We start from the raw sequence: 19,859 nt of genomic DNA, 5'->3' as shown, positions 1-19,859 counted from the left end.
CGGATCAGGGAGAGCAAATAATATGGATAACGAAACGACTGGAGGGAAAGGCGAGGCCATAGCCTCCGCCTTGCCACCCGGCAGTCGCGTGGCTGTGGTCGGCGCCGGCATTGCCGGCCTGGCAAGCGCGTACCTGCTCGCGCGCCGGCATCGCGTCACGCTCTTCGAGGCGGCCGCCTCGCCCGGCGGCCATGCGCATACCGTGGATGTCGAACTCGAAGGCTTGCGCCATCCCGTGGATACCGGTTTTCTCGTCTTCAACGACAGCACGTATCCGAACCTGATCGCGCTTTTCAACGAACTGGGCGTGCGCGCGCACCGCAGCGACATGTCGTTTTCGGTTTCCGTGGATGGCGGGGCGCTCGAATGGGCGGGCACGAATCTAAACACCGTATTCGCACAACGCGGGAACGTCTTCTCGCCGACCTTCATCGGCATGCTGCGCGATATCCTGCGCTTTAACGCGTGTGCCGAGCGCAACCTCGAAGCGGCACGGCGCGAACGCCTCTCGGTCGGCGAGCTGCTGGCGGCGGGCGGCTACGGCGCGCCGTTCCAGCATCACTATCTCCTGCCGATGGCCGCCGCGATCTGGTCGAGCGCTGCGCGCGACGTGCTGAGCTTTCCCGCCGCGACCTTCCTGCGCTTCTGCCTGAACCATGCGCTGCTGCGGGTCGGCAACCGGCCGCCCTGGAAGACCGTGGCCGGCGGCTCGCGCGACTACGTGGCGCGCATCGTCGGCACGCTCGCCGACGTCCGGCTGGGCACCCCCGTGCGTGCCGTGCTGCGCCGCGACGAGGGGGTTTGCATCGCGACCGATGCAGCGGGGCTGGAGCGCTTCGACGCCGCCGTGCTCGCGAGCCACGCGCCCACCTCCCTGGCGTTGCTGGCCGATGCCGACGACACCGAGCGCGGCGTGCTCGGGGCGGTGCGCTACCAGCGCAACGTGGCGCTGCTGCACACGGACGCGGCGCTCCTGCCGCGCCGCCGGCGCGTCTGGTCGGCGTGGAACTATCTGAGCCGGGCGCCGGCCGGACGTGCGGATGGCGCGCAACCCGTTTGCGTGAGCTACCTCATCAACCAGTTGCAGCCGTTGCCGTTTCGTACGCCGGTCGTGGTGACGCTCAATCCCATCGCCGAGCCGGCGCCGCACGCGGTGCTGGGCCGCTACGTGTACGCGCATCCGCTCTTCGATCTTGCGGCCATCGATGCCCAGCAGCGCCTGCCCGCCTTGCAAGGCCGGCGCGCGACGTGGTTTGCCGGTGCGTGGACCGGCTACGGTTTTCACGAAGACGGCCTCAAGTCTGCGTTGCGGGTCGCGCGCGATTTCGGCGTGCTGCCCGCGTGGGCGAAGCCATGAAGCCGCATGACACCGCTTCGGGCGTGCCCGCGCCGTTCGTCTGCGGCGGCCACGCGGGCTATCTGCTCACGGGCCGCGTGGTGCACGAGCGCCTGCGGCCGCAACGGCATGCGTTTGCCTATCCGCTCTTCCAGGTGTGCTGCGATCTCGACCGGCTCGACGCGTTGGCAAGCGCGTGGTTCGGCGTGAACCGGCCGCGGCTGTTCGCGCTCGATACGCGCGACTACGGGCCGCGCGATGGCCGCGCGCTCGCGCCGTGGATGCGCGAACGCCTTGCCGAAGCCGGTATTCCCGCCGACGGCCCGATCTGGCTGCAAACGCTCCCGCGCATTCTCGGGCATGCGTTCAATCCCGTGAGCTTCTGGTACTGCTACGACCGCGCGGGATACCTGCGCGCGCTCTATGCCGACGTGCGCAACACCTTCGGCGGCCATCACGGCTATTTGCTGAGCGCGCCGGAGCACGCGCCCATCGGCGAGGCGACCGAGCTGCGCTGCCGCAAGACATTTCACGTGTCGCCGTTCTGCCGCATCGAAGGCCACTACCTGTTCCGCGTGCGCCAGCGCGGCACGCGCCTCACGACGGCCATCGACTACGCCGACGACCTGGGCGTGCTGCTGCGCACGGCCATTTCGATGCGTGCGCAACCGCTCGACGCCCGCCGCGCGTTGTGTGCGCTCGTGCGCCAGCCGTTCGTCACGCCCGGCGTCGTGCTGCGGATTCACTGGCAGGCGCTGCGCCTGTGGTGCAAGCGCGTGCCGTTCTACGGCAAGAACCCTACAACGCCGGCGCCAGCCGTCCGCCGGCCCGACCACGAGGCCCGTTCATGACACTGCTTCGCCTGCCTACGGCCGTGCATCTGCCGATGCCGCTCTCCGCGCGCCTCTTTCTCGCACTGCTGCGCAAGATCCGCCACGGCCATCTGACGCTCTCGACCCCCGACGGCACGCAGCACGTTTTCGGCGATCCGCGCGAGGCGCCCGCTGCGACGCTGCATGTGCGGGACTGGCGCGCCTGCCGCGCGATCCTGCGTGCCGGCGACATCGGCTTTGCCGACGCGCTGCGCGCGCAATGGCTCGACTCGCCCGACCTCACCGCGCTGCTGCGGCTCGCGATCCGCAACGAGACCGCCGTTGCCACGACCGTGCATGGCGGTCCGCTCGCGCGCCTGTGGTATGGGCTGCGCCATCGCCTGCGGCGCAACACGCGCGCGGGGAGCCGCCGCAATATCCACGCACACTACGATCTCGGCAACGCGTTCTATGGCGCATGGCTCGACGAAACGATGACGTACTCCAGCGCCTGCTTCGAAGGCGACGGGCAGCGGCCGCTTGCGCAGGCGCAGACCGCGAAGTACCAGCGCATCGTCGATACCCTCGCTCTCGCTCCCGGCATGCGCGTGCTGGAAATCGGCTGTGGCTGGGGCGGCTTCGCCTTGCATGCGGCACGCCTCGGCATCGAGGTCTACGGGGTGACGATCTCGCAGGAGCAGCACGCATGGGCCACCGAACGCGTGCGGGCTGCGGGGCTCGGCGACCGCGTGAGCATCGCGCTGCTCGACTATCGCGAGCTCTCTGGTCAATACGATGCGATCGTCTCGATCGAAATGTTCGAGGCCGTCGGCGAAGCGTATTGGCCGCGCTATTTCGACACGCTGCGGCGTTTGCTCAAACCCGGCGCGCGGGCGCTCGTGCAGTCGATCACCGTTGCCGATGCGCAGTTCGAGCGCTATCGCGCGTCGAGCGACTTCATCCGCGAAACGATTTTTCCCGGCGGGATGCTGCCCAGTCCTCAACGCTTCGTTCGTGCCGCCATGCAGGCGCACCTCGACACGGTGCCCGTGTTCGCTTTCGGGCGCGACTACGCTCACACGCTCAGGCGCTGGCGGGATGCCTTCGAAAGCCACCTGGACGCCGTGAGCGCGCTGGGTTTCGATGACGCGTTCATTCGTATCTGGCGGCTGTACTTTGCCTATTGCGAGGCGGCTTTCGAAGAAGGGCGGACCGACGTCATGCATTTCGTACTGCAAAGAAATTACGGGCGGCCGGAATAGCGTGCGGTTTGCTGCAAGCTTTCGAGCGTCGCCTGCAAAGTGCAAAGCGTGCTGATCGGCCGGCATCCAGGATGCGTGCCATGGCTTGTGACGGCCCGGTGGTTAGTCGGCGTGGGGACACGCGTAGAACAGTTTATCGCCGGGTTTCCTTATCATTGAGGGTGCGCACGACGTTGCGCAGGAGCTTCGAACTCTTCTTCAATGGCTTATGGAAAACCGCGTATGAAAACGCTGTTGATCGTCTACCACACGATGACCGGGGGCACGCAGCAGATGGCCGAGGCGGCCGCGCAGGCGGCGCGCGAGCAGGAGGGCGTGGCCGTGCGGCTGCAGCGCGCCCAGGCGTGCGGGCCCGCCGACGTGCTGGCTGCCGATGGTTATCTGTTCGCGACGCCCGAGAACCTGGCGGCGATGTCGGGGATCATGAAGGACTTCTTCGACCGCAGCTATTACGGCGTGCTCGATCGCGTGAACGGGCGTCCTTATGCGGCGATGATCTGCGCGGGCAGCGACGGGCAGAACGCCCTGCGGCAGGTCGAGCGTATTGCTACGGGGTGGCGGCTCAAGAGCGTGGCGCCGGGCGTGATCGTTTGCACGCATGCCCAGACGCCCGAGCGGATCCTCGCGCGCAAGGTGCTCGGCGCCGAGGATCTTGCGCGGTGCGCGGAGGTGGGGGCAGGGCTTGCGGCGGGTCTGGCGCTTGGGGTGTTTTAAGGAAAAATCGCGCCCGGCGACCCCACCCTCATCCCGCGCGCGTCTGCAACTGCACGCCAGCCCCGATCCGCGTCGCCTTGAACTCGGTCACCGTATATCCGGCGAGGCCCTTCACGGCGAACGGGTCCGTAGCGAGGATCGCATCGAGCCTTTCGCGCTCGATGCCGGCCGCGAGGATCACACCGCCTTCACGCGGCACCTTCGGTCCCGCCGCAATAAAGACGCCGGCCGCGAAGTGCGTGTCGAGAAACTGGCGGTGTGCTTCGAGCGCTTCGTCGATGGCTTCGAGCGATGCCTGGTAGGTAAGAGAGACCACGTACATGGGTTCACGCTCCGGTATGAGTCAGATGGGCAACGGCCAGAACAGATTGTAGGCGAGGTAGGGATCGCTTACATACAAATCCCCCGCCCGCGCGAGGCCCATTCCTGACCGTTGCCTGACTTTGCGCTCCGAGAATGCGATCAAGCCCAAACCTTCAGCCTTACGCACCTCGGACAGCACTGTGATGAAAACGCCCTCGCGCGTTGTGTGCGTCAGGACACATAGCTCCCGTGTGCCGCTGTCTAATGTTCTGGATATTCGAAGCAGAGGCACCCCCAGTAACGCGCGCCAACGAAACGGGATGCCTGAAGTGATGAGCCGTCGGCCGAGGGGAAGCGATGCGCCTTATCGTTCGTTCGCTAACGCTGTGTCTGTCGTTGCTTGCACTCTCGTGGGTGATGTGGGCAGCGGGGGCGGCGGCTGCCGAGGTGGCGACGTGTGCCGCGCCAACCGTCGTTCATCAGCACGCGGGTCAGAAGCAGCAGAAACCCGGCTATGGCCCATCGGCGGATGCCGAGGTCACGGTGACGATCGAGCCCGCCTGCGGGACCGTTGCGGCAAGCGCGGCGCAGGCCAGCGATCCGCCGGCCCAGAAGCCTGTTCAGGCAAGTTGCCCGAGCGTGCCGGCATCGGCGGTGTGTCCTGCCGCGCCGGCCAGTGCTGCCTCGGGAGCGGGTCCGGGCAAGGTCGGGCCGGTGGTTCAGAGAACCGCATGGAGGGACGCGGCTTTCCTGCTCCTGTGCTTCGGCGATTTCGTGCTCATTCTATTCGCCGCCCTGCTCATCTACTTCACCCTCCGGAACATGGCACCCGAAACGATCTATTTTCGGCGGCACTGGGGCGGATTCGGAGGCGCGAGCACGGGTTGGACGATGTCGCCTGTCCTGACGCTGCTTCTGATGGGCATGGTGCTGGCGTTCGTGGGCGGCGTTCTCGCGATTTGCCTGGCCGAATCGGTGGGGACGTTCTCCGGCTCGCCGGCCAGCCAGGCGGGCGCCCGCGCAACGGGTGAGAACGCGGCGGCACCCCCGGCGCCCGCAAGTGCCGCGAGACACTGAGGTACCGCATGTCGATCCGGATCCGGAACCTCTTCGACCCGCTTAGTCCGCATTCGCTTGATCCGCTCGATTCGACAGGAGCGGACACGGTGATGGGCGCGTCGTGTGCCGCGGCGCGCGTTTTTCGCCAGGAGCTCGAGCGCTATTGCGAGGGGCAGTTGAGCGGGTGCTCGTTCCTGATTGCCGGCCACCGCGGTTCCGGCAAGACGACGATGGTGGAGGCCGCGCTCGATTCGATGATACGCAAGAGCCTGCGTGGCGAGCCCGGTCGTCCCGCGCTGCCGCTCCCGGTCTTTCTGAACGGGCCCAGCCTGTTCGCGACGAACGGTCAGACCGACCCTCGTCGTGCATCGTCGCGCCTGCGTGACAAGGCGGACGACACCGATCCCGCGAAAGAGGCGCTCGTGCAGGTGATACTCGGGCTGCACCGGGCGGTCGTGCAGCAATATGTGGAGGCCTACCGCAGGAGCGTGCTCGAACTTTCGCGTCGTTACGATAGCGTCGATTACGCCGAACTGGCCGCCCAGTTCGAAGTGGAGATCCTGGAGGATCCGCACGCGAGCCGGCTTCGCGAGTTCTGGGACGTACCGGGCCGGCTCAATGTCGGCGTGCTGTTTCCGGGGAGCAGCGATTTCACTCAGGGGATGCGCGAACTGGTCGCCCTCAACGGCGTGTGCAACGCCCATCAGCGCATCTCAGGCGAGATCAAGTCCACGGACAAGACCGGCCAGGACGCTTCGACCGAGACGCGTTCTTCTACGAGCACGGAGACGAAGCTCGTCGATCTGGTCAAGCCGCTCGCGTCGCTCGTTGCCGGTGCATCGGTGGCGATGGGCGGCGCGATCGGCACGCACGACGTGGTCTTGCCTGCGCTTGCGGGGATCGCCGCGGCGCTCGGGGCATCGACCCTCTTCAAAACGTCGTCAACCCGGTCGCACAAGCGCGAGCGGCACCTCGACACCGTGTTCATGCCGGACCTCTCGCTGAAGACGCTCGACCGTGTCCTGCCCATGTTGCTGCTGCGTTTGCGCAATGCCGGGCTCGCACCCGTGCTCGTGATCGACGAACTCGACAAGGTGCCGGACCTGGAGGAGAAGCTCGTCGAAATTATCAGCTTCCTGAAGAAGCTGATTGCCGAAGGCGCGTTCACCTGCTTTCTCACGGACCGGGAATACTACGAGCGGTTGAATGCGGCTGGCCGCCACGTGGCCTATGGTCTGGAGTCCTCATATTATACGCACCGGCTGCTCGTCGCGTTTCAGCCGGGCGACTTCGACGAATACCTGGGGCGTCTGCTGGAGGTGGATGAAGGCGTCGCATTGGCGGGAACGCCGGATTCTCGCTATCTGGCGGACTCCGACGTGCTCGATAAAAAAGTGTGGCAGTGGGTGCTGCGGCACCGCTCGGAACTGCACGCGCTGGAGCTTGCCCGGGAGGTTGCGTCGATCAGGCGGGAGGATGGCTTGCTTGACTTGCCGCAGGGATACATTCGCAGTGACAGTGCGGCGAAAGTCGGTGTGACGCTTCAGTTCGCGCTCGAGCTTGCGATGAAGGACCTCAACCTCGTGACGCTGGAAAGACAGAAGCCGGAACTGATGCAGACGATTCACGACGCGCTTTATTACCCGACGCGGAAATGGCTTGCGGAGGAAGAGCTGGATCTGGAGGGGGAGCGTGCCAAAGAGGCTTTCAGGGTGTATTTAGATGAACGGATCTGTTCGCGGCGGACCGGTGCAAAGCCCGTTGCCCACGAGGAGCGGAGGCCGCGTGCGGCAGGGGCCGCGGATCTCGCCGGCCAAACATTGAAACGGAGCGATCTGGACCGGTTGTTCAACCTGGTCCAGCGAATGAGCTGGTATCTGGGCGAAAAATTTACGCGCGAGGATGCGCGCAAGCACTGGGCAAAAGCGTGCCGGGAGATGGGAGAAGGCGAAGGGAAGCTGGGCGGGGAGATCGAAGACATGCTGCTCCTCGGCGAAGACTCGCTGCTTTATGTCGAGCCGCAGGATCCATCGAGAACGCGCCATTGGCGCTATAACGCTTCGGGAGCGAACCGCCGGGCCGGCGGCATTTCCTTGCGGAGGGCGTATCGCCTTGCCCGCGTGATCCTGGGTCGGGAGAAGGACCTGGCGGCATGCTTCGGGAGCCACGATGTTCCGGTCTTTCAACGGCTCGCGGACCACCTGCGTATCTTGCCCACCAGTCCTGCGTGGTCGCGGGTGGCATCCGCAATCGATAGCGTCGGGATGGCGTACGACGCCAGGTTCGAAATCGGCGGGCCGCTCTCCGAGGATGTCCGGCTGATTGCGTCGTTCTGGCGGCTGCTCGGCGCTTATGCCGGGCCGTTGGCTCACGCCATCTATCTGGGCGCGGCACTGGGGGGACTGGCTCCCGGCTCCGATGTCGGTGAACGGGGCAGGGTCTATCGTGGACTCGAAGTGCTGACCTATGGGCACGATTTCAGCGCGATCAGTACTGTCGAGAAATTGCGAGAGGCTCTGGACGACGTGAGCCGTCAATTCCATGCGATCGTACAAAGGCATTCCACAGTCGATCACTACCTGGGGGAAGCCTCCGTGGCGCGGGCGTTCGAGCGCCGCGCTCTCGACAGTGCGCTTGACGGCGCGCTCGCGCTGTCGAGCACACTGCGCCCTGTTCTGGAACTCGCTCCGCAGATTGTGCTTGATGCCTGGAATTCGCTGCTTGTCACGGTCAATGCTGTCGAACACGGTCAGGCACCTGTGGGGGCCAGCGTCGCCGTCATGATCTGCATGCTGCAGCGTACCGGCCCGGGCAAATACAACCTGGGGGAACTCGGCAAGGGATACCCGGGCGGATGGGACTGCCCGGCGGCATGGGGTGAGCTGGTCATGCTCGAAATGCGGGAGCCGACGCGCGAGCAGACACCGCGCTGGTTCTGGTTATGGGTTCTCAACCGGCTGGGTGCGCGCTCCCTCGAACGGGGCCTGCGTCGTTCCCTGATGAACTGGATGTCGGGTGTACTGGCGCCTGGCGCGGGAGGGCCGCCGGAATTCGACGATGCGGCCCGCGAGTTCGCCGAGGCGGGAAACGGCACCGCCACACGCGTTGCCGTACTGGTGTCGCGCGCGTCGGACTCCGTTTCCGGACGATGGTCGGGTGCGCCAGGCGGAGGATGGCTGCTGGTTGTGAAGGAGGACGATCTGAAACCGCTGGCGGCGCGGCACGCCAACGACAGCCGTTTCCTGCCGGACTTCCCGCATAGCCGGTCCGCGCGCGGCATGAGCGAGGCGGCGAGGGCGCTGATCGCGCTCGTCGCTTCGTTCGGTTTTCCGGTGCGCCTCGCGCTGGAGCAACCGTTGAGTGTCTTCGATGAGAAGGACTACGAGGGAATTATCAAGTCAAGCGAAAACGAACCGGTGCTGTTCGGCTATGAGGGCGAGCAGGAGTTCCAGTCCCAACTGGCGGCTGCTCCCGGATGGCGCTCCAGGGGGCAGGTTTTCCGTCTCCTGAGACCTGAAGACATCCTGACCTGGGAGCCTCCCGAGGCGCCTCGCGCTGCGAATGCTGCGGGGGATGGCATCCCGCGTGGTCCGGGTCCGATGCCTGCATAGCAGGGGCGCGGCGGATCGTATGAAGTGGCGTGACTCGCCGCGCCGGCGCTTCCGTTGCCCGTTACGGCGACTGAACGGTGCCACTACCCGGCACCTGCCCCGCGCCGCCCTGTTCCAGTTGCTCGTGAATCAGATTGCGATACGTCCACGCGTGATGCTGCACGAACGTGTCGCTCGCGTCGGGGCTGGTTGGCGCGGGCGGCTGGCCGAACACCAGAATCAGATGGCCCGCGGGCACGAAGTTCCACGATTTGCCGGTCTTGTCCGTATCGCAGGCCGTACCCGGCGGGTACCCGTAGAAGTTGCCGTAGCCCGAGTCCGCGCGCTTGACGAATGGCTCCGCGACGCGGCCGACGGTGCCGCGAAACCCGCTGCCGATGCCCGCGACGTAGCGCAGCGCATTGGACCAGAACGGCATGTGGCTGACGTAGCCTTCGATGTCGCCGAGATCCTGCAGCGTCAGGGGCACCTGCGGCACCACGTCGATTGCGTTGTTGACGACAATGGCGCTGTCGGCTGCCTGCGTGTAGCGGGCGAAGTCGGCCGCGAAATAGAAGTTGCCGGGCTTGGGCTGGGCGAAGTCGTAGGACTTCAATGCGTAGTGTTTGCCGTAGAGCTTGAACGGATCGTCGGCCGGTGTCGCCGCGTTCTGCGCATAGTGCAGGAACGCATGAACGAGCGTCGCCATCGCGGCTCCCTGGCTATGCCCGACGATGTAGAGATTCGCCGTGTCGGCACCGTCCAGATATCGGTTCAGCACGGGCATCACCCCATAGCGCGCATCGAGCAGGAGAACGAAGGTTGCATGCGCGAAGCCGCTGTGCACGGCGGCGCCGTTGTAGCTGGCGAACGAAACGTCGTTGGTCAGGAAATCGTGCGCCAGCACCGGGTGAAACAGAAAATCCTCCACTGCGCTCGGCTTCGAGGAGAACACCGTGCCGCGTATGGCGATGGCATACGTGGGCGGATACGCGATGGTCTTGTTGCGATACAGCACCCATGCACTCTGGAAGGGGCCGAAGCCGTTGTAGCGCGGATCTTTTTTGAGGTCCTCGGCATTCCAGTCCGGAACGGGCAACTCGGGGTTCGGGTTGTGCAACCGGTCGTGTTCCCAGGTCACGCGAATCTCGTGGTAAAGCTTGTACCAGGGGTCCGCCGCGTTGTCGTAGTTCTTGACCAGATCCTCGGCGACGTATTGGCGGCTGTTGTAGATGGGCTCCCACGTGTTCCTGTCGTAGTGCGCGATATAGCGTGGATCGTCCGGGTGCGCCTTGTGGTCGTCCTGGCTGTCGAGGTCGAGGCAGAACTCGATGAAATTTTCGGCTTCCGCAGACTGATATCCCCCGGGCATCGGCGAGGCTGCGGCGGGTTGTTGCGCCGCCGGGACCGTCTCCACGGTATGCACGTGCGAGGTGGCGCAGGCCGATAGCCCGAGCACCGTTGCCAGCAAAGTAATCAGGTATGCAAACGAAACAGGACGTTCCATGATGTCACCTGGGAGGTCGATGCCGGAAAGCGACGGGGCGCGTAACCCCCCCGTCTGAAATAGCTAATACTCCCATGCGCATGCCGTATGTGGGCGAACCCACGCGGGCAAGCGCGCGCTGATGCACCGTGGATCGAAGGGTGACTTTCAGTTTGTTTCGTGGCGATTCGTCGTGGACGATGCATTGGCGGATTGCAAACTTCCATTCAGGCCACGCTCCGGCTATCCACTGCCTGATAAAGCTCGCGCAGCGACTGTCCGAAGGCCGCATCCACCTCGCGCGAAACCCCGGCGCGCGTGAACATCGCGATAGGCGGCAGGGTCCAGTCGAGCGTATACGGCACGATCGCCACGCCCGCGAAATGCACGAGTTCTTCCGCGATATCGGCGGGCACGATCGACACCGCATTCTCGTTCGCAACGATCATTTCGCCGATCAGGCGCGACGTGTAGCTTTCCACGATCGGCACGGGCGGCGCCACGCCGGCCTGCAAAAAGATATCGGCGATCTGTTCGCGCATGGGCGTGTGCGGCGCGCCGAGAATCCAGTCGAGCTCCACGAGTTTGTCCCAGCTGAGGCGCGCCCGCGCGAGCCGGGCGGCCAGGCGCCGGCTTGCGATCAGACGCGGCTTCTGCTGGTACAGCACCTCGAAGCGCAGCTGCGCGAGATCGACCGTGGCCGACGCGCGCCCGATCACGATGTCGAGCGTGTGGTCGCGCAACAGCGGCATGAGCGCGTCGCTCGTGCCTTCGTGAATCGTCATCGTGACGCGTTGTGGCAAGCGTGCCTGCGTAAGCTGGATGGCCGAAGCGAGGGTGCGCCCCGAGACGAACGGAATCACGCCCACATGCAGCCGCGTGGCGTGCCCCGCGACCACGGCCTCGATGTCGCGGGCAAGGTGGTCGAGGTCGTGCAGCATGGCCTGCGCGCGCGTGAGCACGACCTTGCCGAGCGCCGTGGGCGTCATGCCGCGCGACGAACGCTCGAAGAGCGGGCCGCCGAACATGCTCTCCATTTCGGCGAGCGCATTGGTCACCGCCGGCTGGCTCGTGGCGACGTGCTCGGCCACGCGCGTGAGCGACCCGTACTGGCGGATCTGCAGGAGCAGCACGAGGTGGCGCATCTTCAGGCGCGTGGTCAGGCGCCGGGCGACTTCGTCGGGGTTGATTGTGGCCAAAGGGACGGATCATGAGGCCAGTTGGCCTCAAGGACATAAGAAAAAAGTGATGGTGCCATACTAAATCAAAATGGGCAGATTATGGCGTCTGCCTAGAATCGTCTCATTCGAACACCGCCGGGTTCTTCCCGGCTCCCAAAGAGGACGAGTGAGGAACATGAACAAGACCGATCGCCAGGCCGCCCTGGAATATCACCAGTACCCCACCCCCGGGAAAATCTCGGTGACGGCGAGCAAGCCGCTCGTCACCCAGCGCGATCTGGCGCTCGCCTATACGCCGGGCGTGGCCGTGGCCTGCGAGGAGATCGTCGAAGATCCGCAGAACGCGTTCAAGTACACGAGCCGCGGCAACCTGGTGGGCGTCATCACGAACGGTTCGGCGGTGCTGGGCCTCGGCAACATCGGCGCGCTCGCTTCGAAGCCGGTGATGGAAGGCAAGGCGGTCCTGTTCAAGAAGTTCGCCGGCATCGACGTGTTCGACATCGAGATCACCGAGTCGGACCCGGACAAGCTCGTCGAGATCATTGCGAGCCTCGAAGCGACCTTCGGCGGCATCAACCTCGAAGACATCAAGGCGCCGGACTGCTTCACCGTGGAGCGCAAGCTGCGCGAGCGCATGAAGATCCCCGTCTTCCACGACGACCAGCACGGCACGGCGATCACGGTTTCGGCGGCGTTCCTCAATGGCCTGAAGGTGGTGGGCAAGGACATCCGCGAGGTGAAGGTGGTGACCTCGGGCGCGGGCGCGGCGGCGCTGGCCTGCCTCGACCTGATGGTCGATCTGGGCCTGCCGGCCGGGAACATCTGGGCAACCGATCTCGCCGGCGTGGTCTACAAGGGCCGCACGGAACTGATGGACCCGGACAAGGAGCGTTTCGCGCAGGACACCCCGGCGCGCTCGCTCTCCGACGTGATCGAAGGCGCCGATGTGTTCCTCGGCTGCTCGGCGGGCGGCGTGCTCAAGCCCGAGATGGTCAAGAAGATGGCCGCGAAGCCGCTGATTCTCGCGCTCGCGAACCCCACGCCGGAGATTTTCCCGGACGTGGCGCTGGAAGCGCGCCCGGACGTGGTCATGGCAACGGGCCGCTCGGACTTCCCGAACCAGGTGAACAACGTCCTGTGCTTCCCGTACATCTTCCGCGGGGCGCTGGACGTGGGCGCGACCACCATCACGCGCAACATGGAAATCGCCGCGGTGCGCGCGATCGCCAAGCTTGCCGAAGAAGAGCCGAACGACTCGGTGGCCGCCGCCTACGGCGCCTATGATCTGCGCTTTGGCCCGACGTACCTGATTCCGAAGCCCTTCGATTCGCGCCTGATTCTGCGCATCGCGCCGGCGGTGGCGAAGGCCGCGATGGAAGACGGCGTGGCCACGCGCGCCATCGACGACTTCGAAGCCTATACGAACGAACTCCAGCAGTTCGTCTATCACTCGGGCGCATTCATGAAGCCGGTCTTCGCGACGGCCAAGCAATACGTGCGCGAAGGCGGCAAGTCGCGCATCGTGTTCGCCGAGGGCGAGGAAGAGCGCGTGCTGCGCGCGGTGCAGGTGATCGTCGACGAGAAGCTCGCGCGCCCCATCCTGATCGGCCGCCCCGAGGTGCTGCTCGCGCGCATCGAGAAGTTCGGCCTGCGCCTGCGTCTGGGCGAGGACGTGGAAGTGACGAACCCCGAGTACGACGAGCGCTTCCACCAGTACTGGACCACCTACTGGGAACTGCGCTGCCGCGACGGCATTTCGAAGGAGATGGCGCGCGTGGAAATGCGCCGCCGCCTTACGCTGATCGGCGCGATGATGGTGCGCCTCGGCGACGCGGACGGCATGGTGTGCGGCACCGTGGGCGCGTACCACGACCACCTGCGCTTCGTGGATGAAGCGATCGGCAAGTTGCCGGGCGCGAACCTCTATGCGGCGATGAACATTCTGCTGCTCGACAAGCACACGGTGGCGCTCGTCGATACGCACGTGAACGACAACCCGGACGCGCAGCAGATCGCCGAGTTCACGATTGCCGCCGCGAAGCAGATGGCGTGGCTCAATCTCTCGCCGAAGGTGGCGCTGCTTTCGCGTTCGAACTTCGGCTCGGGCAGCTCGGCTTCGGGCACGAAGATGCGCGAGGTGCTCAAGCTCGTTTCGGCCCAGGCGCCGGATCTGGAAATCGACGGCGAAATGCACGGCGACTGCGCGCTGGACGAATCGCTGCGCGAGCGCATCCTGCCGCACTCGCGCCTGAAGGGCGCCGCGAACCTGCTGGTGTGCCCGAACGTGGACGCGGGCAACATTGCCTACAACCTGCTGAAGACGGGCGCGGGCAGCAACGTGGCGGTGGGGCCGTTCCTGCTCGGCGTGAATGCGCCGGTGAACATCCTCACGTCGAGCTCGACGGTGCGCCGGATCGTCAACATGGCCGCACTGACCGTGCTGCAGGCCAATCGCGACTGATTCCCCCTGTCGTCGTAACGAATGAGACGGCGGTCCGCGCAAGCGGCCGCCGTTTTTTCATTCTGGCCGGTGCAATTGATATCTTTTTTGTCTTAATCGAGGTCCAATAATATATTGGACAGCACTCTCGGTGGCCCGCATGCTTGCGCGTAACTCGTTATCCGACGAGTTCGCGAATCCAGGGGGAGACAACGCATGCTCGACGAACGGCTGGCCGGGATCGGCTATGGATTGCTGGCGGTGCTCATCTGGGGCGGCTTCCCGGTCGTGACGCGCTTCGGCCTCACGCATTCGTCGCTCGATACCTACGACATCGCCTTCATCCGGTTCTCGGTGTCGGGCTTGCTGTTGCTTCCGGTACTCGTGCGCCGCGGGCTTGGCGGGACGGGGATTTTGTCAGTTATCCTGATGACCGGCGGTGTGGGTGCGCCCTATGTCCTCGTGGTCGGTGCCGCCCTGAGCCGCGCGCCCGTCGGCTATTTCGCGCTCACGCCGGGCAGCATGATCGCGTTCACGTCGCTGCTGGGCGCAGCGGTGCTCAAAGACCGGCTATCGCGCGGGCAGCGCTGGGGCGTGCCGCTCGTGCTCGGCGGCATGGGCGTTGCCGCTTCGACGGCGCTGTCCGGCGCGGGCGGGCCGGCCGCCCTCGCGCTGTTCGTGCTCGGCGGGCTGCTCTGGGCGGTCTACAACATCACGACGCGGCGCTGGGCCATCGACGCGTTTCGCGCCACGGCGATCGTCTCCGTGGGGTCGGCGCTCGTGTATGGCCCGATCTATCTCTGGACGCGCGGCGTGTCTTTCGCCCATGCGCCCTTGAGCGCCATTGCCGTGCAGGCGCTCTATCAGGGCGTGTTCGTCGCCATCGGCGGCTTGTACTTCTACAGCAAAGCCGTATCGATCCTCGGCGCCACCACCGGTTCGACGTTCGCGGCGCTGGCGCCGCTGCTCGCGACGGTGGAGGCCGCCCTGGTGCTGGGCGAGCGGCCGCCCGCGCTCACGCTCGCCGGGATCGCGGTCGTGAGCGCAGGGATGATCGGCTGCGTGAGTACACGCCGCCCGGATCGATCGGGCGCGGCATTGCCGGCGCGGTAACGCCTTTTTGCTGCTGCACGGTTTGCGCCGCCTGGCTGGGCACCCGGCTGGGTACTCAATTGGGCACTCAGTTGGGCACTCAGTTGGGTACTCAGTTGGGTACTCAGTTGGGTACATACCCCGCGGGCAGCGTGGCGTTCGCGCTGGCGACGGACGCATTGTGCGAGATCACATAGACCGGCGACTCGGTCAGGCTCAGCGTCAGGGCGCCGTTGCTGTAGTTCAGCGTCGAAGGATTGCCCATCTCGTCGAGCACCGCCACCGTGCCGCTGGTGCCGGGCGCGTCCACGGCGAGGGTGTACGGCACGCTATACGTCGAGCTGAAACCGCTGCTCGCGCTCCACACGCTGTTGTTGTGCGTCCAGAGCGCGGTAATCACGGCGCCGTTGTTCAGTTGCTGGAACGCGTAGGCATAGACGCCGCTGGGTGTGCCGTTCACCGGGCCGAGCGTGTTGGTGCCGTCCAGAATGCGCGTCATCGCGGCCACGGCCATGGCGGCCGGCTTGGGGCTGATGTTCGTGGCGCCGTACTCGCCCTGCGGATTGTCGAGGTCGAAGAACGTGCCGTAGCCCACCTTGCCGGGGAAGTCCGCGCCATAGAACACCCATGTCTGGTCGGCGCCTTCGCCCAGAATGATCAGGTGGGAGCGGGCGACCACGGCGCCCTGCGCATACAGCACGTTGGCCGTGGGGTAAGTGGCGCTATACGACGTGCCGTTGTCGTACATGATGCCCACCTCGGTCTGGAACAGCTTCATGCCGGGCTTGTACTGCGAGGCCATTTCGCTGCGCAGGCCGCGCATTTCGCCGATCAGCGATTGCGAGATCGTGGACGGATCGCCCGCGAGACGCTCGGGCGGGTACGAAGGCGACGTCCCGTTGATGTCGTAGTAGCCGTGCGTGGTCACGCCGTCGATGTACTGGCCGTAGCCGAGCGGCTGAAGCGCGGCGAGCTGGCTCGCGGTCGTGTCCGGGCCGGAGTCGGTCGGCCCCATCACCACGGCCTGCGAGTCGGTCGAATGCAGACCCTGATAGACAGTTTGATAAAGCTGCACGAATTGCGCGTTGGTGCCGGCCCACTGCGCATCGGGTTCCCAGGTGACCTGGTAGTAGTTGGCCGACTGATTCGGAAAGTACGTAGTGCGAATGATGTTCGACTCGGTGCCTACACGTGCCATATACCCCTGGTAGTACGTGAGGTTGGTCGGCGGCAGGGTTTCGTCTTCGAACGCATTCGTCGGGCTGGCCCAGGCGGGAATGCCGTCGAGCCGGATGAAGCGCATCACGTTGCCGCTCGTGTAGAACGGATCGAGGTTGTTGGCGTTCGGATTGAAGGTGTTGGCGGCGCTCGGCTCCATGGTCGCGAGCGAGCGGTCGTCGAGGGTCCACGAAATGCCGAGCGCGGAGAGCACGGGGCCGTTGTCGTTTTCCCCTTGCATGCCGAAGCGGTGCAGGTCCTGATGCGCGTAGGTCACGGCGGGCACGATGCCGGCCAGGTTAGGCAGTACTCCGAAGGTTGCATTGCCGGCGGGGCGGGTGCCGGCCTCGGGAACCTGTCCGCCGTTGTTCGCAAGCGTGGCGGAGAGTGCGAAATAGCCGGCGAGCGTCGAGGCGCAGGTGAGCGTGGTCGTCACGGCGCCCGCTGCCACGGGCAGGCTGCCGCCGGCCACTGCATTGCCGGATTGATCGGTGATCGACCAGTTGAGCGTATCGGGCGAGGGTGCGTTGGTGACGAAGGCCGCCGGGAACGATGCGCCCGAAGCGTAGATGCGGCCGCTCGATGCGTTCGGTGTATCGGCCGAGACCAGCGTGCTGCTGGCCGTGGCGCTCGACGCGACCGGGGAGTTGCAGGTCATCGTGCCGGCGACGGCTGCGGAATTCGCGTTTGCGGGGTTCGAACCGGTGCTGCCGGGTGGGTTGCCGCCCGCGTTTTGCGAGGTGGCCGGGTTGCTGCCGTTGGCCGCTTCGGCTCCGCTGTTGCCGCCGGCGCTGCTGGAACCTCCGCCACCGCCGCAGCCCGCGAGGATCAGCAACGAGGACAACAATAAGGGAATGAGTTTCATCGATCTGGAAAGGCAAAACGACACCCCGCCGGCGGCGGCGCCCGGAGGGCCGCCTGCTGGCGGGAAGACGTGAATGTGGGTGACCGGCTGGCGTCGCGCATCGAAGCGATGCGCAAAAAGGGTGACGTCAAGATTGCCGGATCTGTCACGGGAATTGCGATGGGCCGATCGCGAGACCCGGTGCAGTTGACGGCTATAACGGCGGTGCTCGCGCCGTCTGAAGGCCGCCAGGCCGACTTTAATTTCGGGTCGAAGCGCAATGGATTGCATCGCGAGACGTGCAATTTTACCGGCTCCGTTTGACCACTAACTGGGACCGATCCGTTTTCGTTATCGGCCCATGCGTCTTTCGGATTGTTCGGGTATCGGGCCGCACCTATAGTCGAGCCAGCAGGTTAACCGGCAACACCCGAATTCAAACACCAGGAGACACGCCGTATCCGGCGAGGAGGCGCGATGAATCAGCTCGATCTCAAGAACCGCGTGATGGTGGTGACGGGCGGGGCACGCGGCATCGGCTATGCGGTCGCGCAGCGCGCGCTGCGCTCGGGCGCGGCGGTGGCGCTGTGGGATATCGATGCCGAGCGGCTCGAGCGCTCGCGCGGCGAATTGGCGGCGTTGGGCGCGGTCTCCACGGTGAAGGTCGAGCTGACCGACGAAGCCTCCGTCGAAGCCGCCGCGCGCGAGACCATCGAGACGCATGGGGGAATCCACGCGCTCGTGAACAGCGCAGGCATCACCGGCGGCAACGGCCTCACATGGGAGTTGCCCGTGGACATGTGGCGCCGCGTGATCGAAGTGAATCTGATCGGCAGCTACCTCACTTGCCGCGCCGTGGTGCCGGGCATGATCGCGCAGGGCTACGGGCGCATCGTGAACATTGCTTCGGTGGCGGGCAAGGAGGGCAACCCGAATGCTTCGCACTACAGTGCTTCCAAGGCGGGGTTGATCGGCCTCACGAAGTCGCTCGGCAAGGAACTGGCCACGAAGAACGTGCTCGTGAACGCCGTGACGCCGGCCGCGGCGAAAACCGAAATCTTCGATTCGATGTCGCCGCAGCACATCGAGTACATGCTCGCGAAGATTCCGATGAACCGGTTCCTGATGCCGGAAGAGGCGGCTTCGCTGATCGTCTGGCTCTGCTCCGAAGACTGTGCGTTCAGCACCGGTTCGGTGTTCGATCTCTCCGGCGGCCGGGCAACCTACTGATCGGGGGCATCGAGCGATGAACCCCGAAGCTTTCCGGATACCGGAGGCGGCTGGCGGCCGCGTGCGCTAATCCCTCTCGAGGAGCAACCTCTCATGGCCATGCCTACCATCAAGCAGGTGCGCGCGTTCACCGTGCGCGGCGGCGGTGCCGACTATCACGACCAGGCCGACGGCCACTGGATCGACGATCACGTCGCCACCCCCATGGCGCGCTATCCCGAGTACCGGCAAAGCCGCCGCTCGTTCGGCATCGACGTGCTCGGCACGCTGGTCGTGGAGGTGGAGGCGAGCGACGGCACGGTGGGCTTCGCGGTGACCACGGGCGGCGAGATCGGCGCGTTCATTGTCGAGCGGCATCTCGCGCGCTTCCTGGAAGGCCAGCGCGTGACGGACCTGGAGAAGATCTGGGATCAGATGTACTACGCCACGCTCTACTATGGCCGCAAGGGCGTGGTGCTCAACACGATTTCCGGCGTGGATCTCGCGCTGTGGGACTTGCTGGGCAAGCTGCGCGAAGAGCCCGTGTACCAGTTGCTGGGCGGCCCGGTGCGCGACGAACTGGTGTTCTACGCCACGGGCGCGCGCCCCGATCTCGCGAAGGAGATGGGCTTCATCGGCGGCAAGATGCCGTTGCGGCACGGCCCGGCCGAAGGCGAAGAGGGGCTGCGCCAGAACCTCGAACGGCTCGCCGCCATGCGCGAGCGCGTGGGCGACGACTTCTGGCTCATGTACGACTGCTGGATGAGCCTCGACGTGCTCTACGCCACGCGGCTCGCGCAAGGCGCGCACGAATACGGCCTCAAGTGGATCGAAGAGGCCCTGCCGCCCGACGACTACTGGGGCTATGCCGAACTGCGCCGCAACGTGCCGCGCGGCATGATGGTGTCCACGGGCGAGCACGAGGCGACGCGCTGGGGCTTTCGCATGCTGCTGGAGATGGGGTGCTGCGACCTGATCCAGCCGGACGTGAACTGGTGCGGCGGCATGACCGAGCTCATCAAGATTTCCGCGCTGGCCGACGCGCACGGCGCCCTGGTCGTGCCGCACGGCTCCTCGGTGTACAGCTATCACTTCGTGGTCACGCGCCACAACTCGCCGTTCGCGGAGTTTCTGATGATGGCGCCGAAGGCCGATCAGGTCGTGCCGATGTTCACGCCGCTCCTGCTCGACGAACCGGTGCCGGTGAACGGGCGCATGAAAGTGCCGGAGACGCCGGGCTTCGGCGTGCGGCTCAATCCCGACTGCGCGCTCGCGAGACCCTATACCCATTGATTGCGCAGGGACGCTGCATT

At 65.5% G+C, this 19,859-nt stretch carries 15 protein-coding genes; 11 read left to right on the top strand and 4 right to left on the bottom strand.

The annotated features are described in order from the left end of the window. Positions 1–22: 22 nt before the first annotated feature. The 4 genes from BFE01S_RS10000 (at position 23) to BFE01S_RS09985 (ending at position 4,124) form a co-directional block, all read left to right on the top strand. On the top strand, positions 23–1,357 hold the full coding sequence (locus BFE01S_RS10000; RefSeq protein WP_042337413.1) for an NAD(P)/FAD-dependent oxidoreductase: 1,335 nt from the start codon (positions 23–25) through the stop codon (positions 1,355–1,357). A gap of 23 nt (positions 1,358–1,380) precedes the next feature. Then, positions 1,381–2,187, top strand: coding sequence for a DUF1365 domain-containing protein (locus BFE01S_RS38130; protein WP_042337468.1), 807 nt, complete (start codon positions 1,381–1,383; stop codon positions 2,185–2,187). Then, positions 2,184–3,410: an SAM-dependent methyltransferase gene (locus BFE01S_RS09990; protein WP_028225363.1), complete on the top strand. Its 1,227-nt coding sequence runs from the start codon at positions 2,184–2,186 to the stop codon at positions 3,408–3,410. Before BFE01S_RS38130 ends, BFE01S_RS09990 begins: the two co-directional genes overlap by 4 nt. A gap of 222 nt (positions 3,411–3,632) precedes the next feature. Next, positions 3,633–4,124, top strand: a complete 492-nt coding sequence (locus BFE01S_RS09985; RefSeq protein WP_028225362.1) for a flavodoxin family protein — start codon at positions 3,633–3,635, stop codon at positions 4,122–4,124. Positions 4,125–4,152: 28 nt separating this feature from the next. On the opposite strand, the gene BFE01S_RS09980 is transcribed toward BFE01S_RS09985, so the two are convergent. Continuing rightward, complete coding sequence (locus BFE01S_RS09980) at positions 4,153–4,446, bottom strand: YciI family protein (RefSeq protein ID WP_028225361.1); 294 nt, start codon at positions 4,444–4,446, stop codon at positions 4,153–4,155. A gap of 338 nt (positions 4,447–4,784) precedes the next feature. On the opposite strand from BFE01S_RS09980, the gene BFE01S_RS09975 reads away from it, so the two are divergent. Both BFE01S_RS09975 and BFE01S_RS09970 read left to right on the top strand, forming a co-directional pair. After that, positions 4,785–5,504, top strand: coding sequence for a hypothetical protein (locus BFE01S_RS09975; protein ID WP_028225360.1), 720 nt, complete (start codon positions 4,785–4,787; stop codon positions 5,502–5,504). A gap of 8 nt (positions 5,505–5,512) precedes the next feature. Then, entirely contained in the window at positions 5,513–9,097 is a 3,585-nt protein-coding gene (locus BFE01S_RS09970) for a hypothetical protein (RefSeq protein WP_028225359.1), read from the top strand. Positions 9,098–9,158: 61 nt separating this feature from the next. Here the strand turns inward: BFE01S_RS09970 and BFE01S_RS09965 are convergent, their stop codons facing one another. Continuing rightward, positions 9,159–10,583: a lipase family protein gene (locus BFE01S_RS09965; RefSeq protein WP_084169689.1), complete on the bottom strand. Its 1,425-nt coding sequence runs from the start codon at positions 10,581–10,583 to the stop codon at positions 9,159–9,161. Positions 10,584–10,789: 206 nt separating this feature from the next. After that, positions 10,790–11,707 (bottom strand): LysR family transcriptional regulator, encoded by a 918-nt coding sequence (locus BFE01S_RS09960; RefSeq protein ID WP_042337467.1) that lies wholly within the window; start codon positions 11,705–11,707, stop codon positions 10,790–10,792. 211 nt (positions 11,708–11,918) lie between these two features. Between BFE01S_RS09960 and BFE01S_RS09955 the strand changes: the two genes are divergently transcribed. Beyond that, positions 11,919–14,204, top strand: coding sequence for an NADP-dependent malic enzyme (locus BFE01S_RS09955; protein WP_028225356.1), 2,286 nt, complete (start codon positions 11,919–11,921; stop codon positions 14,202–14,204). 195 nt (positions 14,205–14,399) lie between these two features. Beyond that, positions 14,400–15,296, top strand: coding sequence for a DMT family transporter (locus tag BFE01S_RS09950; protein WP_028225355.1), 897 nt, complete (start codon positions 14,400–14,402; stop codon positions 15,294–15,296). A 103-nt stretch (positions 15,297–15,399) separates the two neighbouring features. Here BFE01S_RS09950 and BFE01S_RS09945 read toward each other — a convergent pair whose 3' ends face one another. Further along, positions 15,400–17,358, bottom strand: a complete 1,959-nt coding sequence (locus tag BFE01S_RS09945; RefSeq protein WP_028225354.1) for a hypothetical protein — start codon at positions 17,356–17,358, stop codon at positions 15,400–15,402. Between the two features lie 69 nt (positions 17,359–17,427). On the opposite strand from BFE01S_RS09945, the gene BFE01S_RS44160 reads away from it, so the two are divergent. From BFE01S_RS44160 to rhmD, 3 genes are all read left to right on the top strand, one after another. Then, positions 17,428–17,661: a hypothetical protein gene (locus BFE01S_RS44160; RefSeq protein ID WP_156966964.1), complete on the top strand. Its 234-nt coding sequence runs from the start codon at positions 17,428–17,430 to the stop codon at positions 17,659–17,661. A gap of 153 nt (positions 17,662–17,814) precedes the next feature. Beyond that, positions 17,815–18,567, top strand: a complete 753-nt coding sequence (locus BFE01S_RS09940) for an SDR family NAD(P)-dependent oxidoreductase (RefSeq protein WP_028225353.1) — start codon at positions 17,815–17,817, stop codon at positions 18,565–18,567. A 93-nt stretch (positions 18,568–18,660) separates the two neighbouring features. Continuing rightward, complete coding sequence (gene rhmD / locus BFE01S_RS09935; protein WP_028225352.1) at positions 18,661–19,839, top strand: L-rhamnonate dehydratase; 1,179 nt, start codon at positions 18,661–18,663, stop codon at positions 19,837–19,839. Positions 19,840–19,859: the final 20 nt, after the last annotated feature.

It is taken from the genome of Paraburkholderia ferrariae NBRC 106233 (genome assembly GCF_000685035.1).
Taxonomy (GTDB): domain Bacteria; phylum Pseudomonadota; class Gammaproteobacteria; order Burkholderiales; family Burkholderiaceae; genus Paraburkholderia; species Paraburkholderia ferrariae.
This window is presented reverse-complemented; position numbering and strand designations above follow the sequence as displayed.

Bases quoted from the DNA above. Each gene is read 5' to 3' on its own strand.
- BFE01S_RS10000 (WP_042337413.1), top strand. From the start codon at position 23: ATGGATAACGAAACGACTGGAGGGAAAGGCGAGGCCATAGCCTCCGCC.
- BFE01S_RS09990 (WP_028225363.1), top strand. From the start codon at position 2,184: ATGACACTGCTTCGCCTGCCTACGGCCGTGCATCTGCCGATGCCGCTC.
- BFE01S_RS09985 (WP_028225362.1), top strand. From the start codon at position 3,633: ATGAAAACGCTGTTGATCGTCTACCACACGATGACCGGGGGCACGCAG.
- BFE01S_RS09980 (WP_028225361.1), bottom strand. From the start codon at position 4,446: ATGTACGTGGTCTCTCTTACCTACCAGGCATCGCTCGAAGCCATCGAC.
- BFE01S_RS09975 (WP_028225360.1), top strand. From the start codon at position 4,785: ATGCGCCTTATCGTTCGTTCGCTAACGCTGTGTCTGTCGTTGCTTGCA.
- BFE01S_RS09970 (WP_028225359.1), top strand. From the start codon at position 5,513: ATGTCGATCCGGATCCGGAACCTCTTCGACCCGCTTAGTCCGCATTCG.
- BFE01S_RS09965 (WP_084169689.1), bottom strand. From the start codon at position 10,583: ATGGAACGTCCTGTTTCGTTTGCATACCTGATTACTTTGCTGGCAACG.
- BFE01S_RS09960 (WP_042337467.1), bottom strand. From the start codon at position 11,707: ATGCGCCACCTCGTGCTGCTCCTGCAGATCCGCCAGTACGGGTCGCTC.
- BFE01S_RS09955 (WP_028225356.1), top strand. From the start codon at position 11,919: ATGAACAAGACCGATCGCCAGGCCGCCCTGGAATATCACCAGTACCCC.
- BFE01S_RS09950 (WP_028225355.1), top strand. From the start codon at position 14,400: ATGCTCGACGAACGGCTGGCCGGGATCGGCTATGGATTGCTGGCGGTG.
- BFE01S_RS09945 (WP_028225354.1), bottom strand. From the start codon at position 17,358: ATGAAACTCATTCCCTTATTGTTGTCCTCGTTGCTGATCCTCGCGGGC.
- BFE01S_RS09940 (WP_028225353.1), top strand. From the start codon at position 17,815: ATGAATCAGCTCGATCTCAAGAACCGCGTGATGGTGGTGACGGGCGGG.
- rhmD (WP_028225352.1), top strand. From the start codon at position 18,661: ATGGCCATGCCTACCATCAAGCAGGTGCGCGCGTTCACCGTGCGCGGC.